This is a genomic window from Sphingomonas sp. PP-CE-3G-477, from assembly GCF_003050745.1.
Classification (GTDB): domain Bacteria; phylum Pseudomonadota; class Alphaproteobacteria; order Sphingomonadales; family Sphingomonadaceae; genus Sphingomonas.
Window position 1 is genome coordinate 100,323 of sequence record NZ_QAOF01000006.1, and the last position, 15,103, is coordinate 115,425.

The 15,103-nt window shown below is 65.5% G+C and carries 19 protein-coding genes and 1 other RNA gene; 9 read left to right on the forward strand and 11 right to left on the reverse strand.

Features of this window, described 5'->3' with window-relative positions; all coding sequences use genetic code 11:
* Window positions 1-320: 320 nt before the first annotated feature.
* The 6 genes from ffs to C8J45_RS13185 form a co-directional block, all read right to left on the reverse strand.
* An RNA gene (gene ffs, locus C8J45_RS13160) (signal recognition particle sRNA small type) lies at window positions 321-416 on the reverse strand.
* Between the two features lie 60 nt (window positions 417-476).
* Window positions 477-716: a hypothetical protein gene (locus C8J45_RS13165; protein WP_107963614.1), complete on the reverse strand. Its 240-nt coding sequence runs from the start codon at window positions 714-716 to the stop codon at window positions 477-479.
* 81 nt (window positions 717-797) lie between these two features.
* Complete coding sequence (locus C8J45_RS13170) at window positions 798-1,157, reverse strand: hypothetical protein (protein WP_181321215.1); 360 nt, start codon at window positions 1,155-1,157, stop codon at window positions 798-800.
* Window positions 1,158-1,269: 112 nt separating this feature from the next.
* Complete coding sequence (locus C8J45_RS13175; protein ID WP_107963615.1) at window positions 1,270-1,581, reverse strand: 2Fe-2S iron-sulfur cluster-binding protein; 312 nt, start codon at window positions 1,579-1,581, stop codon at window positions 1,270-1,272.
* The gene (locus C8J45_RS13180; RefSeq protein WP_107963616.1) at window positions 1,572-2,657 is read right to left on the reverse strand and encodes a cysteine desulfurase family protein; all 1,086 of its coding nucleotides are present in this window, start codon (window positions 2,655-2,657) and stop codon (window positions 1,572-1,574) included. Before C8J45_RS13180 ends, C8J45_RS13175 begins: the two co-directional genes overlap by 10 nt.
* On the reverse strand, window positions 2,654-3,697 hold the full coding sequence (locus C8J45_RS13185) for a cysteine desulfurase family protein (protein WP_258191446.1): 1,044 nt from the start codon (window positions 3,695-3,697) through the stop codon (window positions 2,654-2,656). Before C8J45_RS13185 ends, C8J45_RS13180 begins: the two co-directional genes overlap by 4 nt.
* An 81-nt stretch (window positions 3,698-3,778) precedes the next feature.
* Between C8J45_RS13185 and C8J45_RS13190 the strand changes: the two genes are divergently transcribed.
* Complete coding sequence (locus C8J45_RS13190; protein ID WP_056048342.1) at window positions 3,779-4,435, forward strand: alpha/beta hydrolase; 657 nt, start codon at window positions 3,779-3,781, stop codon at window positions 4,433-4,435.
* A 145-nt stretch (window positions 4,436-4,580) separates the two neighbouring features.
* On the opposite strand, the gene C8J45_RS13195 is transcribed toward C8J45_RS13190, so the two are convergent.
* Entirely contained in the window at window positions 4,581-4,760 is a 180-nt protein-coding gene (locus C8J45_RS13195) for a hypothetical protein (RefSeq protein ID WP_107963617.1), read from the reverse strand.
* A 99-nt stretch (window positions 4,761-4,859) separates the two neighbouring features.
* Between C8J45_RS13195 and C8J45_RS13200 the strand changes: the two genes are divergently transcribed.
* Window positions 4,860-5,441, forward strand: a complete 582-nt coding sequence (locus C8J45_RS13200; RefSeq protein WP_107963618.1) for a hypothetical protein — start codon at window positions 4,860-4,862, stop codon at window positions 5,439-5,441.
* On the opposite strand, the gene C8J45_RS13205 is transcribed toward C8J45_RS13200, so the two are convergent.
* Entirely contained in the window at window positions 5,442-6,404 is a 963-nt protein-coding gene (locus tag C8J45_RS13205) for a threonine/serine dehydratase (RefSeq protein WP_181321216.1), read from the reverse strand.
* Between the two features lie 137 nt (window positions 6,405-6,541).
* Between C8J45_RS13205 and C8J45_RS13210 the strand changes: the two genes are divergently transcribed.
* The 4 genes from C8J45_RS13210 to C8J45_RS13225 all read left to right on the forward strand — a co-directional run bounded on the left by C8J45_RS13210 (window position 6,542) and on the right by C8J45_RS13225 (window position 10,394).
* Window positions 6,542-7,777, forward strand: coding sequence for a type III PLP-dependent enzyme (locus C8J45_RS13210; RefSeq protein ID WP_107963620.1), 1,236 nt, complete (start codon window positions 6,542-6,544; stop codon window positions 7,775-7,777).
* Window positions 7,778-7,925: 148 nt separating this feature from the next.
* On the forward strand, window positions 7,926-8,981 hold the full coding sequence (locus C8J45_RS13215; protein ID WP_107963621.1) for a deoxyhypusine synthase: 1,056 nt from the start codon (window positions 7,926-7,928) through the stop codon (window positions 8,979-8,981).
* Window positions 8,982-9,143: 162 nt separating this feature from the next.
* Entirely contained in the window at window positions 9,144-10,133 is a 990-nt protein-coding gene (locus tag C8J45_RS13220) for an alpha/beta hydrolase (protein WP_107963622.1), read from the forward strand.
* A 78-nt stretch (window positions 10,134-10,211) separates the two neighbouring features.
* Window positions 10,212-10,394, forward strand: coding sequence for a hypothetical protein (locus C8J45_RS13225; RefSeq protein WP_107963623.1), 183 nt, complete (start codon window positions 10,212-10,214; stop codon window positions 10,392-10,394).
* 4 nt (window positions 10,395-10,398) lie between these two features.
* On the opposite strand, the gene C8J45_RS13230 is transcribed toward C8J45_RS13225, so the two are convergent.
* From C8J45_RS13230 to thiS, 3 genes are all read right to left on the reverse strand, one after another.
* A complete protein-coding gene (locus tag C8J45_RS13230; RefSeq protein WP_107963624.1) occupies window positions 10,399-11,067 on the reverse strand; it encodes an HAD-IA family hydrolase in 669 nt (222 codons plus the stop codon).
* Window positions 11,068-11,322: 255 nt separating this feature from the next.
* Window positions 11,323-11,505, reverse strand: a complete 183-nt coding sequence (locus C8J45_RS13235; protein ID WP_056050734.1) for a CsbD family protein — start codon at window positions 11,503-11,505, stop codon at window positions 11,323-11,325.
* Window positions 11,506-11,616: 111 nt separating this feature from the next.
* Window positions 11,617-12,609, reverse strand: coding sequence for a sulfur carrier protein ThiS (gene thiS / locus C8J45_RS13240; RefSeq protein ID WP_107963625.1), 993 nt, complete (start codon window positions 12,607-12,609; stop codon window positions 11,617-11,619).
* Window positions 12,610-12,741: 132 nt separating this feature from the next.
* Here thiS and aroQ point away from each other — a divergent pair, with 132 nt between their 5' ends.
* From aroQ to accC, 3 genes are read left to right on the forward strand one after another with little or no spacing between them, the layout of a single operon-like run.
* Window positions 12,742-13,176 (forward strand): type II 3-dehydroquinate dehydratase, encoded by a 435-nt coding sequence (gene aroQ, locus C8J45_RS13245; RefSeq protein WP_093399197.1) that lies wholly within the window; start codon window positions 12,742-12,744, stop codon window positions 13,174-13,176.
* 14 nt (window positions 13,177-13,190) lie between these two features.
* Window positions 13,191-13,679, forward strand: a complete 489-nt coding sequence (gene accB / locus C8J45_RS13250) for an acetyl-CoA carboxylase biotin carboxyl carrier protein (RefSeq protein WP_107955192.1) — start codon at window positions 13,191-13,193, stop codon at window positions 13,677-13,679.
* Window positions 13,679-15,031 carry an acetyl-CoA carboxylase biotin carboxylase subunit gene (gene accC / locus C8J45_RS13255; RefSeq protein WP_107963626.1) on the forward strand — a complete coding sequence of 451 codons (1,353 nt, stop codon included), beginning with the start codon at window positions 13,679-13,681 and terminating at the stop codon, window positions 15,029-15,031. Before accB ends, accC begins: the two co-directional genes overlap by 1 nt.
* Window positions 15,032-15,103: the final 72 nt, after the last annotated feature.

Here is a 15,103-nt window from a genome sequence, read left to right on the forward strand (position 1 = left end):
GGGTGCTGCGCGTGCTGTCGAAGGGGAGTGAAGTATAGGAAGTGCAGACGCTGGGAGAGGTCTGCACTTTGCTCGCCGATAGGGTCGCGGGGGCTTGGCGCGGGGCTTATTATGGAGGGCGTGCGGGGCATGGGCCGATCTTGGCACAGCGTTGCGACGTAGAACAGCGATTCGGAACGTTTCAGGAACACGCAAGGCCAAAGCTAAGGCTTGCCGGGGTCGACGAGTTCCAGAAGTTTAGAAGGTGCGCTGCGGCTAAGCCGCATCGTCAGACGACGCTTTGCGCCGCTGGCCGCGCTCATGCCAGTCTTCTGGCATTCGCGGTGGGAGCCGGGACGACCCGTAGCTGAGTCGTTGTGGCTGCTTCCTTCCGGATCTGACCAAGTTGGCGACGACCACGTCCGCCCGACTCCCGCGGCGCATATGGCGGGGTCGGGCGGGATGATCAAGCCGCTTTAGTAATCGCGGCTATTCGATCAGCGGCTGACGCGAACCGTGCGGCAGACGCGCTGGCGGTGATGGTTGCGATAGACGTTGCGGCAAACCTGGCGCGTGCGCACGGCGTGACGACGGTAGCCGGGGCGGCGATCGTCGTGGCGAACGACGGTCCGCTCATGGACGACGGTGCGCTGTGCCGAGGCTTCGGCGGCGATCCCGACGGGGGCAAGGCCGGTCAGTGCGACGAGACCAGCGGCGGCGAGGGTGAATAACTTCATGATAATCTCCTACTGGGTGCGGGCCCTCCCGAGCCCGGCAACCTATGTTACCAAACTAAAGACGGTCGTTACGGTTCCGTATCAGCGGCGGAAGCAGCGACGAACCGGGCCGTAATAGCCACGCTCAATCCGGCAGACGACGCGTGAGCGGCCGTATCCGCGGGGTCCGCGATAGCCGTAGCCGCCGCCGCGGTAGCCGTGATCGCCACGATACCCGCCGCCATAGCCACGGTAGCCACGATCTCCACCGCGCCAGCCACGGTCGCCCCGCCAGCCACGGTCACCATGCCAGCCGCGATTGCCATGCCGTCCGCGGTCGTCGTGCCAGCCGCCACCCCCGCGGGGGCCGTCCCAGCCGTGGCGCTGCGCATCGGCGGGGGCGGACGCAAACAGGGTTCCCGCGGCCAGGGCGCCAGCGGCGAACATTGTGATGATCTTCATGCTCGGTACTCCTCTCAAGACCTCGTACATTGAGGCGATGAGGGGATAGTGTGTCCGCGGCCGTGGACGGTCCCTGAACCGCCCGTTGTCTTCCTGTAAGCTTTGCTGTCGTTTATTCGGGTATGCGCACGGTCACGCCGTCGAGCGCTTCGGTCAGGCGGATCTGGCAAGCGAGACGGCTGGTGCGCGTCGCATTGTGCGCGAGATCGAGCATGTCCTCTTCGTCTTCGCTTGCGGGCTGCAGCTTGGGGAAGTCGGCCGCATTGACGATGACGTGGCATGTCGCGCAGGCGAGCTGGCCTTCGCAGGTGCCTTCGAGCGGCTGGTTGCCGGCTTGCGCGACGTCGAGCAGGCGGTCGCCGGGGTTGGCCGCAACGCTGCTGATGGTGCCGTCGCGGGCGATGAAGTGGACGATCATGGCCATTGCGTCTCCGCTGCCGCGACGATCGCATCGATGGCGTCGCGGAGTTCGGTTTCGGTGGTGTAGCGACCGAAGCCGAGGCGGATGCTGGACCGCGCCTGCGCTTCGGTGAGGCCGATCGCGCGGAGGACGTGGCTGGAGCGGCCTGATCCGCTCGCGCAGGCGGAACCGGCGGAGAAGGCGATGTCGCGCAGGTCGGACATCAGGCGGTTCACGTCGAGGTTTGCGCGGCGGACGTTGAGGTTGCCGTGGTAGCGGTGTTCGGTCGAGCCGTTGATCGTCCAGTCGGGACCGAGGCGATCGAGTGCGAGCGACCAGAGGCGATCGATGTGCGCGGCGTCCTGGGCCTTGCGGCCGGCCATGAGTTGTGCGGCGACGCCGAAGCCTGTGCAGAGTGCGGGTGACAGCGTGCCCGAGCGGCCGGGGGCTTCCTGCCCGCCGCCGTGCATCAGCGGGGCAGGATTGACGCCGTCGCGGATCCAGAGTGCGCCGATGCCTTTGGGGCCGTGGATCTTGTGCGCGGAGATCGCGATGAGGTCGACGGTGTCGGGGATCGAAACGCGGCCATAGCCTTGCACCGCGTCGCAGAGCACCAACGCGCCGGCTGCGTGGGCGATCTCGGCGAGCGCAGCGATCGGCTGGATGACGCCGATCTCGTTGTTGACGAGCATCGCGGCGACGAGGCCGGTGCCGGGCTGGATCGCGGCGCGGGCTTGGTCGAGGTCGACCACGCCGTCTGGGTTGACCGGGGGGATCGTGACTTGGCGCCCCCTCGCCGCTTCCGCTGCGACCGTGTCGAGGACGGCGGCGTGTTCGGTGGCGAGTGTGACGATCGGGCCAGTCGTGCCCTTGATCGCCCAGTTTAGTGCTTCGGTCGCGCCGCTGGTGAACGCGACGCGCCCACCGGGGGGGAGCAGCTCGACGACCTGGTCGCGGGCGACTTCGACGGCGACTTTGGCGCGACGGCCTTCGCGGTGGGGGGAATGCGGGTTGGCGTGCTGTGATTCGAGCCACGGGAGCATCGCGGCGAGCGCTTCGGGCGCGAGCTGGGTGGTCGCCTGATAGTCGAGGTAGGTCATGCCCCCAGTCTCCCAGGGCGATTTATGTCCTGGGCGATCCGCGTCCAGGCTTCGGCGAACTTTGCGACATCTTCGGCTGTCGTGGTCCAGCCGAAGCTGACGCGGACGACTTCGGCGGCGGCTTCGGGGAAATATCCCATTGCGGCGAGCACGTGGCTGGGGCGCATGCTGCCCGACGAGCACGCGCTGCCCGCCGATACCGCAAACCCCGCCATGTCGAGGCGGATCAACTGGGCTGCGGAGCTGACGCTGGGCATGCGGTAGGAGGCGATCGTCGGGATGCGCGGCGAATGGTGCGCAACGATCTCGCCGCCGCCCGCAAGGACGGCTTTGTTGAGTTTGGCGCGAAGGTCGGCCATGTCGGCGAACCAGTCGCGAGGGGCTTCGAGTGCGGCGGCGAACCCGAGCGCGCCGGGCAAGTTCTCGGTACCGCCGCGATAGCCGCGCTCCTGCCCGCCCGTTGGGTCGAGCAGACCGAGATCGCGGACCAGCAGCGCGCCGATGCCGGGAGGGCCGCCGAGCTTGTGCGCAGATACGATGATCAGGTCCGCGTTGGGAAGCGGGAGCTTGCCAGCTGTCTGCGAACAATCGGCTATCCAGAGACCGGTGGGTAGGTCCTGGAGAACGCCGGTTTCGCTGTTCGCTGATTGCAGAGCGATCGTCTGAGCGCCCTCCCCGTTCACGACGATACCGCCTGCGTCGACTTCCAGCATTACAGGGTGTTCGGCCGCGCGGAGGACCGCATCATGCTCGACTGCAGCCACCGCAACACCGGGGCGCCTACGTAGCGCCAACGCCGCGGACTCGCTCGCGCCGCTGGTCAGGATCACGTGATGCGGCCAGTCCAGCGCCTGCGCGATCCGCTTGCGCGCACCCTCCAGCGCAGCCCTTGCCGCCCGCCCCTCGGCATGCGGCGAGGAGGGGTTCGCCCAGCGCGCCATGCCTTCCATCACCGCCGCGACAGCCTCGGGGTGCATCGGCGTGGTGGCGGCGTGATCGAGGTAGATGCGGGCTTCGGTACGGGCCAGGGTCGGTTCCAATTGCGAAAAGGGGCGCGGACCTTATATAGCGTCGATAATCCGGCACTCCACCCGAGTGCGTATCCCAGCTCGCGAGTGCCCATGCCAGAAGTCATTTTCCCCGGTCCCGAAGGCCGTCTCGAAGGTCGTTTTGCGCCGGGGCCACGTCCGCGCGCACCTGTCGCGATGATCCTGCACCCGCATCCGTCAGCCGGTGGCACGATGAACAACGCGATCGTGCAGCAGCTGTACAAGACTTTCCAGCGGCGTGGGTTTGCGACGCTGCGGTTCAACTTCCGCGGTGTGGGGAAGAGCCAGGGCGTGTTTGATAACGGCGTTGGCGAACTGAGCGATGCGGCGAGCGCGCTCGACTGGGTGCAGAGCTTCCATCCCGAGGCGCAGACGACCTGGATCGCGGGGGTCAGCTTCGGCGCGTGGATCGGCATGCAGCTGCTGATGCGCCGGCCGGAGATCCGCGGGTTCATCTCGGTCGCACCACCGGCGAACCTGTACGACTTCACGTTCCTCGCGCCGTGCCCGTCGAGCGGGATCATCATCCAGGGTGAGGCCGACGAGGTCGCGACGCCGGGCGCTACGCAGAAGCTGGTGGATAAGCTGCGGACGCAGAAGCACATCACGATCCATCATGACACGATCCCGAAGGCTAACCACTTCTTCGAGCATGAGATGCCGGAGTTGATGGGGTCGGTGGACAAGTACCTCGATATGCGGTTGGACCCGAACTCGCCCATCCGGTGATTTTGTCCTTCTCCCCGCGGGGAGAAGGTGGCGCGGCAGCGTCGGATGAGGGGGAGTTGGGATGGGCTAGCACTCCCGAACTCCCCTCTCCCTTCCCACCGCAAGCGCGGCGGGCCCCTTCCCTCTCCCCGCAGGGGCGAGGGAGTTAGAGTGTCCAGATTGCTACGTTGGCTAGCAAGACTGCGGCCATTACCAGCATCAGCACGCCCTTTTTCGTATCGCGCTTCTTCACGATCAGCGCGGTCCCGCCGATCAGGCATGCGAACATGCCCAGCATGGCGATGGCGGGTGCGGCGGCGGCGATGCTGGTGAGGGTGGCGTTCATGCCGCTCGTTACGCCACCTCGCTGCCGGATTGAAGCGCGTTGACTTCACGTCACCCGCAGCAATAGCCTGACGACTTCGATCGGATAGTCGGAGGTTCCATGCTCGTCTTTCTCGCGATGATCGCCGCGCAGACACCGACCCCAGCCGAGTGCCGGTACGACAAGCCAGCGATGATGGCGCTCGACGAACGCGCGTTCGATCAGGCCATGACGGGCGGCTGGCGTACGCTCGCGAACACTGGTTGCGATGCGCAGGCGGCCGAGCTGATCGCCGAGTGGCGCGCGGCTCATCCCGCCAACCTACGCACCGCCGGGCTGCTGCAATGGCATGAAGGTCAGTTGCGCGCGAACGCGGGGCAGACGACGCGGGCGATCGCTCTGCTCGAGGCCGCGCGGAAACCGGTTGAAGAGGATGCGGGGTTTGGCTGGAACCTGTATGTCGACGGCAGCATCGCGTTCCTGCGTCGCGACCTCCCCGCATTGGACACCGCGCGGGCCAAGCTCGCCGCACTTCCCCGCCCCGCCGGCTATGCTCCGGTCGGTCCCGACGGCCAGCCTCGCGCCTATGCGTGGCCGATGAACCTGAACATTCTCGACGGGTTCGTCGCCTGCTGGAACCAGAGCTACAAGCAAGCTTATGCCTGCGCAAAACCGGCAGTGAAGATACTCCCGCCCTCGTGATCAGCCGGCGATCGCCTTGGCATAGGCGGTGAGGTCGACGTTGCCGCCGGACAAGATGACGAGCAGGCCGGGTTCGAGCTTCACCTTGCCGGCCAGGACCGCCGCCAACCCGACCGCGCCGCCGGGTTCGATAACCAGCCGAAGCTTCTCCGCGGCCCACCGTTGGGCAGCAGCGATCTCAAGTTCGCTGACGGCGACGCCGGTCGCGTCGCGGCGCGAGAGGACGTCGAACGTCAGCGGCGACACGCGCAAGGTCTGGAGCGAGTCGCAGGCGGTTGGTGGCGGGTTGGGGCCAACGGGCTCGATCCAGGACGCTTCAAGGGAGCGGCGCATGTCGTCCCAGCCTTCGGGTTCGACGACGGTGATCGCGCTGTCCTTCAACGCCAGCGCGATGCCTGCCGACAGGCCGCCACCGCCGCAGGGGATCACGACGCGGCTGGGCACGCCCATGCCTAGCGCCGCCATCTGTGCAGCCGCTTCGATTCCTGTGCTCCCCTGCCCCTCGATGATCCACGGGTCGTCGAAGCTCGGGACCAGCGTTGCGCCCCTCGCCTCCGCCAACCCTGCGGCGATCGTCTCGCGGCTTTCGGTGGCGCGGTCGTAGGTGACCACCTCCGCGCCCAGCGCCAACGTCGACTCGCGCTTCAGTCGCGGTGCGTCCGACGGCATCACGATCGTCGCCGCGATGCCGAGGCGTTTCGCCGCCCAGGCGACTCCCTGCGCGTGGTTGCCCGAGGAGAACGCGACGACGCCTTTTTGTCGCGTAACCTCGTCCAATGCGGTGAGACGATGCCACGCGCCGCGAATCTTGAAGGCGCCGATTGGTTGCAACGACTCGGCCTTGAAAGCGACCGGCACGCCCTTGATTTCACTGATGAACAGCGGCGTCGGCGGGAGTATGCGGGCGATCTTTTCCGCGGCGTCCCGCACCCCTGCCCGCGTCGGTTGTCGCAAAATCGTCACACGCCGTCTCCTATCCGCCAAACGCTATTTACATGGGGGGCGCGTAACCCTAGATCGCGCTTCCGCTGCCCCATGGGACTTCCAACCGCAAGGCAGTGTTTTCGTAATTTGTCTCAGGACATTGGAGGTCCCTTGAATTGGTCAAGCATCATATCGCGCTGGGGTTAGCGAAAGCCCATTCGACCGCCGACACCTCCCACATCGGGAGCGGCATCGACATCGCTAAAGGGCGTCCGGTCAATCCGGTCACGCTCGTTCGTCCGCACGCTGCTGCGCGCGCCGCTCGGTTCTTCGTCGAGAAGTTCCCGGGCCGCTCGATGTATGCGGTGAAGGCGAACCCGTCTCCCGAACTCCTGCAGATCCTGTGGGACAATGGCATCACGCATTACGACGTGGCGTCGATCGCCGAAGTGCGCCTCGTCGCACGGACGATTCCCGAGGCTACGCTGTGCTTCATGCACCCGGTCAAGGCCGAGGAAGCGATCGCGGAGGCGTATTTCACGCACGGCGTCCGGACCTTCAGCCTCGACAGCCTGGAAGAGCTCGACAAGGTCGTTCGTGCTACCCGCGAAGCCACCGACCTGACGCTCTGCGTTCGTTTGCGCGTGTCGTCGGAGCATTCGAAGCTGTCGCTGGCGTCGAAGTTCGGTGCGGCACCGCATGAAGCCAAGGAGCTGCTGTTCGCGGCTCGCCAGGCAGCGGACGCGCTCGGCATCTGCTTCCATGTCGGTTCGCAGGCGATGACCCCGGAGGCCTATTCGAACGCGATGGAGCGCGTCCGTGCGGCGATCGTCGAGGCGGCGGTCACGGTCGACGTCATCGACGTCGGCGGCGGCTTCCCGTCGTCCTATCCCGGCATGGAGCCCCCGCCGCTCGAGCATTTCTTCGAGACGATCCACCGTGCGTTCGAATCGCTGCCGGTCAGCTATTCGTCCGAGCTGTGGTGCGAGCCGGGCCGGGCGTTGTGCGCGGAATATTCGTCGATCATCGTGCGCGTCGAGAAGCGTCGCGGGACCGAGCTGTACATCAACGACGGTGCGTATGGCGCGCTGTTCGATGCGGCGCATATCGGCTGGCGTTTCCCGACCGAGCTGCTCCGCGAGCCGGACAGCCGGGCGAAGGACATGGAGTTCAGCTTCTACGGTCCGACGTGCGACGACATGGATTACATGGTCGGCCCGTTCATGCTGCCCGCGGATACGAAGGCCGGCGATTACATCGAGATCGGCATGCTCGGCGCATACGGCTCGGCGATGCGGACCGCGTTCAATGGGTTCGGGTCGGACGAGACGGTGATCGTCACCGACGAGCCGATGGTCTCGCTGTATGACGAACGTTTCCAGGACCTCGCGTCGAACGTCGTCAAGCTGTAACCAAGCTTTAGTACCGCGCCCTTCTTCCTCCCCTCCCGTTTACGGGAGGGGTCGGGGGAGGGCTTGTCCGCGAGCGTGGCGTTCGCGGATATTTCAGTCCCTCCCCTAACCCCTCCCGCAAGCGGAAGGGGGATTTATGGAGCATGTTATGACCGAAGACACTCGCGCCAACGCGCAACGCAAGGCGGAACTCCTTTCCACCACCGTCGAGCATATCGACATCACCAGCTTCGACGCGCGGCCGATCGTCGACGCGATGAAGAAGATGTCGTTCACCAGCCGCGATCTCGGCCGTGCGACCGACATCTACAACCAGATGCTGGCCGACAAGGACTGCACGATCTTCCTCGTGATCGCGGGCTCGACGAGCGCCGGCGGTTGCATGGACCTGTATGCCGAGCTGCTGCGCAACAACATGATCGACGGCATCGTCGCGACCGGCGCGACGATCGTCGACATGGATTTCTTCGAGGGCCTCGGCCACAAGCATTACCAGGCGCTCGACGTGCCGCACGACGACGTGCTGCGCTCGCTGATGATCGACCGGATCTACGACACCTACATCGACGAGGAAGAGCTCCAGCACGTCGACCACACGATCTTCGAGATCGCCGAGACGCTAGAGCCACGCGCCTATTCGAGCCGCGAGTTCATCCGCGAGATGGGCAAGTATCTCGTCGAGCACGGCAAGAAGGAGAACAGCCTCGTCAAGCTCGCCTATGAGCATGACGTGCCGATCTTCTGCCCGGCGTTCGTCGATTCGTCAGCCGGCTTCGGGCTGGTTAAGCACCAGGTCGATGCGGTGAAGGCCGGCAAGCCGTACATGGTGCTCGACGCGATCGCCGACTTCCGCGAGCTCACCGAGATCAAGATCAAGGCGGGCACCACGGGCCTGCTGATGATCGGTGGCGGCGTGCCGAAGAACTTCATCCAGGATACGGTCGTCTGCGCCGAAATTCTCGGCCACGACGACGTCCAGGTGCACAAGTATGCGGTGCAGATCACGGTTGCGGACGTGCGCGACGGTGCGTGCTCGTCGTCGACGCTGCAGGAAGCGGCATCGTGGGGCAAGGTGAACACGGGCATCGAGCAGATGGTGTTCGCTGAAGCCGGTTCGGTCATGCCGCTGCTGGCGTCGGATGCATATCATCGTGGCCTGTGGAAGGACCGTCCGGTCCGCAAGTGGGGCGCGAGCTTCGACTGAGGCGGACCGACTGACGGTTGATTGACGTTCGTCCCAACGCCGTTCTCCTGCGTAGGCAGGAAAACGGCCTTGGGACGATCGCTTCCGGCAAAAGCAGCGAAATCCACCTCGCGCGTTTGCCAAGCCTTCCCCCGCTTCCCTTCCATCGTGTAGCATCGCGGCATGACCTTCGATCGCCGCTCGCTCCTGTCACTCCCCCTGGCCGCTGGCATTGCACCGGCCGCCTTCGCGCAAGCCACTGCGTTGCCCGGACCTTCGGACATCCCGGTCTGGCCCCCCGCCGAGCATTTTCTGCTCTGGCCGGGTATCCCCGCTGGCGCGCCGAACCCGCTCCCTCGACCGAACCCCGAGATCGCGACCCGAGAGAATGGGTATCGCGACATCAAGATGCGCGGCGTCGCGCGGCCTGAGGTCGGTGTGTTCCGCCCGCAGCGTCCCGATGGTCGCGCGGTGCTGGTGATGCCCGGCGGCGGCTATTATCTCACGTCGCTGCGCAACGAGGGAATCGATGTCGCGCGCGTCCTGAACGGCTTCGGGATCACCGTGTTCGTGCTGAGCTATCGCCTGCCCTGTGAAGGCTGGGCTGACCGCGCCGACGTGCCGCTGGCCGATGCGCAGCGGGCAATGCGACTGATCCGCGCCAATGCGCGCGCCTATCGCATCGACGCGCGCAAGCTTGGCGTGCTCGGGTTTTCCGCAGGTGGTCATCTGGCGGGATCGGTAACCGTCCTCCACGATTACCAAGCATACAGCCCGATCGACGCCGCCGATCGCCATTCCGCACGCCCTGCCTTTGCCGGACTGATGTATGCGGTGTCGAACGTCGATCCGGGCCGTAGCCATGGCGGATCGCGCGCCAACCTGCTGGGTCCCGATCCGTTACCCGCTGTGCAGGCGCGTTACGCGATCGATCGTCAGCTGCGTCCCGGGACGCCGCCGCTGTTCTTGTTGCATGCAGAGGACGACAAGACCGTACCTGTTGCGAACACGGTGGATATGCTCGCCGCCGCCCGGCGCGTCAATATTCCGACCGAAGCGCACTTCCTGCAACATGGTGGGCATGGTTTTGGCACGCGCTTGTCGCCGCGATCGCCGGGATCGCTATGGCCGCAATTGTTCGATCGCTGGATGGGCGAATCGGTCGCCGGCTGAGGCGCCACGAGGTTGGGCCGGTGCGGCCGGGACCCGCCGCGCAGTTCGGACGTTCTCTTTCTATACGGGAGATCGCCGATGACTCAGCCGCACGCCAAACCGCGCACTGTCTTCTATGAGAATGGAGAGGTGGTCATCGACGGGCCAGACGGCGCGATAATCTCGCTGACGCCCGAGGCGGCGTTGCAGACCGCCGGTCGACTCGACGAAGCGGCGCTAGATGCACTGATTGCACGCGCTCGAGACGACATCGCTCACTGAAGTTTCAATGCGGCTGGCGGGTTAGCCTGATGCCTCCGTCGTCATCCTCTATGACTGCGATACCGGTATAGTTGCGGACGCGAAGATGATCTGCGTCCGGCAAATGCCCCGGCTGGTGGGTTTCGGTCAGGATCAGGACATCTGCACCTGCGGCTTCGGCAGAGGCGATACCGGCGGCGGCGTCCTCGAACACGAGGCAGTCGGTTGCTGCAACCTTGAGTCGCTCCGCACCAAGCAGGAAGCAATCAGGCGCAGGCTTGCCGTTGGCGACGTCTTCTGCGGCGATCATGGTTGCGGGGATCGGCAATCCGGCGGCCTTCAACCGCACTTCGGCAAGCGCGCGCGGGGCCGAGGTCACGATCGTCCACCGTTCGGGCGGCAGGCTGGCCAGGAAGGCCGCGGCGCCAGCGATCGGCTTGACGTCGTCGACGTCCTCCATCTCTGCCGCAGTGATCGCTGCGGCCTCCGCTACCGGATCGACACCGGGAAGGCCAAGGCGGCGGATCGTCTCGACCGACTGCACGCCGTGGATCGTCGGCAGGAACGTCGCGACATCGAGGCCATGCGCGATCGCCCAGTTCGTCCAGGTGCGCTCGGCGGAGGCGATCGAGGTGAGGATCGTGCCGTCCATGTCGAACAGGAACGCGGCGTAGCTGCGGGTCGGGAGGGTCATAGGACTGCTCGTGATGGGGTTTGGGCGGTAGGGCAAGGTGGTTTGGTTCGGCTCTCTGCACCACCCCAGCGAAGGCCGGGCCCAATTGGCATGTCCAAGATAACGGCGCGCCGCCCTTCATCAGGATCGTCCCCCACTTGAGCCCTGGGCTTCGCCGGGGTGGTCGTGGGTAGCGGTGCAGCCTCAAGCGACCACCCAAAGAAAAGGCCACTTCGGTTTCCCGAAGCGGCCTGTATTCCTGCACCGAGCTAAAGCTTAGATGTCGTCGCCAAGTGCGCCCTTGACGCTGCCCTTGACGTTCTGCGCAGTGCCCTTGGCCTGCTGCGCTTCACCCTCGGCTACCAGCTTCTCGTTATCGGTCGCCTTGCCGACGGCTTCCTTGACGTTGCCTGCAACCTTGTTGCCTGCTGCTGCGACCTTGTCGGTGAACTCGCCCATCAGAGCCTCCACTTGCTTTTGCGTACCCGCCAACCGGGCCGCTTGAACTTGCTAAGGTATAACGGCCGTCTTTACCGTGGGTTCCGTGACGTTTGCGTCATGACCTATGTTTCAGATCAACCCCGCCAATGGACTCGAAGGATCGGCATAGCGACGCTGTCCCATCCGCCCGGCACGATACGCGAGCCTCCCCGATTCGACCGCGGCCTTCATCGCGGCGGCCATCATCAGCGGGTCCTTCGCCTCGGCGATGGCGGTGTTCATCAGCACTCCGTCGCAGCCCAGCTCCATCGCCACCGCGGCATCGGACGCGGTGCCGACGCCGGCGTCGACCAGCACGGGCACCCCTGCCCCCTCGACGATCAGGCGGATCGTCACGCGGTTCTGGATGCCGAGCCCCGAGCCGATCGGTGCGCCCAGCGGCATGATCGCGACCGCGCCCGCGTTCTCGAGGCGCTTGGTGGCGATCGGATCGTCGACGCAATAGACCATCGGCTTGAAGCCCTCGTTCGCAAGGATTTCGGTCGCGCGCAGCGTCTCGACCATGTCTGGATAGAGCGTCTTGGCCTCGCCGAGCACTTCGAGCTTTACCAACTCCCAGCCGCCGGCCTCGCGCGCCAGTCGCAGAGTGCGAATCGCCGACTCGGCATCGAAGCAGCCGGCGGTGTTGGGGAGATAGGTGATCTTCTTCGGGTCGATGAAGTCGGTCAGCATCGGCGCATTGCGATCCGACACGTTGACGCGGCGGACGGCGACGGTGACGATTTCCGCGCCCGACGCCTCGACCGCGGCCGCGTTCTGGGCGAAGTCCTTGTACTTGCCGGTGCCGACGATTAGCCGCGACTTGAAGGTCTGGCCGGCGACGGTCCAGCTGTCCTCATGGTCGCCACCGCCGACGAAATGCACGATCTCGAGGTCGTCGCCGTCCTCGACCATAACGTCCGCCAGTGTCGAGCGCGGCACGACCTCCATGTTGCGTTCAACCGCGATCTTCTCGGGCACGAGCCCCAGTTCGGTCGCGAGATCGGCCAGCGACAGCCGGGCGGACACGCGCTTGTGTTCGCCGTTGACGGTGATCGAGACGGTGCCATCGGAATGGGGCATGGGTGTATGGTCCACTATATAGCGACGGCGCGGCTCGACTTGTCGCGAGACGGGCCTGTAAGGAATGGCGTGACGCGCATATAGAGACCGCTCCGCAGCACTCGCAACCGACCCGTAACCGAAAGGCCGCCCTTGCCCGATACGATATTCGTCCTGAACGGCCCCAACCTCAACCTGCTGGGAACGCGCGAGCCGGAAATCTATGGCGACGAGACGCTCGACGATATCGCCGGGATGCTGGAGGACCGCGCCCGCGAGCTCGACCTGGAGATCGACATGCGCCAGTCGAATCACGAGGGGCACCTCGTCGACTGGATCCAGGAAGCGCAGGCGCGCGGGGCCAAGGCTGTGATCCTCAATGCCGGCGCGTTTACGCATACCTCGGTCGCGGTGCACGACGCGATCAAGGGCGTGAAGACGCCGGTGATCGAAGTGCATCTTTCCAATCCCCATACGCGAGAATCGTTCAGGCATGTGAGCCTGGTCGGTCAGGCGGCGAAGGGCACGATCGCGGGTTTCGGTGCGCTTTCGTATCTGCTCGCGCTTGAAGCCGTCGCACGGTTCTGACAGGAGGCCCCGCCATGAACGATACAACCGAAAACACCGGTGCAATGCAGGTCGACGTGACACTGGTGCGCCAGCTCGCCGAACTGCTCGACACCACGCAGCTGACCGAGATCGAGGTCGAGGACGGCTCGCGCCGGATCCGCGTCGCGCGCAAGGCCGCCCAAGCGGCACCCGTCGCGCATTATGCGCCGGCACCCGCCCCGGCCCCCGTCTCCGCACCGCTGTCGATCCCGCAGGCCGAGGTCGGCGCATCCGCCCCCGCGATCAGCGCGAGCGCGGTCAAGTCGCCGATGGTCGGCACGGTCTATCTCGCCGCCAACCCCGAGGCGAAGCCGTTCTCGACGGTCGGCCAGAAGGTCAATGCCGGCGACACGTTGCTGATCATCGAGGCGATGAAGGTGATGAACACGATCGTCGCGCCGTCGGCCGGCACCGTGACCGCGATCCTGGTCGAGAACGGCCAGCCGGTCGAGTTCGACCAGCCCCTCGTTGTGGTCGAATAATGCCGCAAATCAAGAAACTGCTCATTGCGAATCGCGGCGAGATCGCCCTGCGGATTCACCGTGCCTGCCACGAGATGGGCATCAAGACGGTGGCCGTGCACTCGACTGCCGACGCCGACGCGATGCACGTCCGGCTGGCGGACGAGGCGATCTGCATCGGACCGCCGTCCGCCGCGGACAGCTATCTGAACATCCCGAACATCATCTCCGCCGCCGAAATCTCGGGCGCGGACGCGATCCATCCGGGCTACGGCTTCCTCAGCGAGAACGCGCAGTTCGCCGAAATCGTCGAGCTGCACAACATCCTGTTCGTCGGGCCAAAGCCCGAGCACATCCGGACGATGGGCGACAAGGTCCAGGCCAAGCGGACCGCGGGCGCTCTCGGGCTGCCGCTCGTCCCCGGTTCGGACGGCGCGATCAGCGACATCGCCGAGGCGAAGCGCATCGCCGAGGACATCGGCTATCCGGTGATCATCAAGGCCGCTAGCGGCGGCGGCGGTCGCGGGATGAAGGTCGTCAACGACGCCGAAGACCTCGAAACGCAGATGCAGCAGGCCGGCAGCGAGGCGAAGGCCGCGTTCGGCGACGCCACCGTCTACATGGAAAAATACCTCGGCAATCCGCGGCATATCGAGTTCCAGATCTTCGGCGATGGTGAGGGTAACGCGATCCACTTGGGCGAGCGCGACTGCTCGTTGCAGCGCCGCCACCAGAAGGTGCTCGAGGAAGCCCCCTCGCCGATCATCACCGCCGAAGAGCGCGAGCGGATGGGCAGGATCGTCGCCAAGGCGATGGCCGACATGGGCTATCGCGGCGCGGGGACGATCGAGTTCCTGTGGGAAGCGGGCGAGTTCTACTTCATCGAGATGAACACGCGCCTTCAAGTCGAGCATCCGGTGACCGAGATGATCACCGGGCTGGACCTGGTACGCGAGCAGATCCGCGTGGCCGAGGGTCATCCGCTGACGCTGCGGCAGGAAGACGTCCAGTTCCGCGGTCATGCGATCGAGTGCCGCATCAACGCCGAGGATCCGCGCATGTTCGCGCCGTCGCCGGGGCTGGTGAAGGTGTATCACGCGCCGGGCGGGATGCATGTGCGCGTCGATAGCGGGCTGTATGCCGGGTATCGCGTGCCGCCTTACTACGACTCGATGATCGCCAAGCTGATCGTTTATGGGACGACCCGGCAAGGTGCGCTGCGCCGGTTGCGGCGTGCGTTGGAGGAGATGGTGATCGAAGGCGTCACGACGACGATTCCGCTGCACCGTGCGCTGCTCGACGATCCTGAGTTCCAGGAAGGCGCGTACACGATCAAGTGGCTGGAAGAGTGGTTGGCCAAGCAGGGGGCTTAATCGCTCGATGGTACTAAAGCTTGTTCTCCCGCGAAGGCGGGAGCCCAGTCTGGGCTCCCGCCTTCGCGGGAG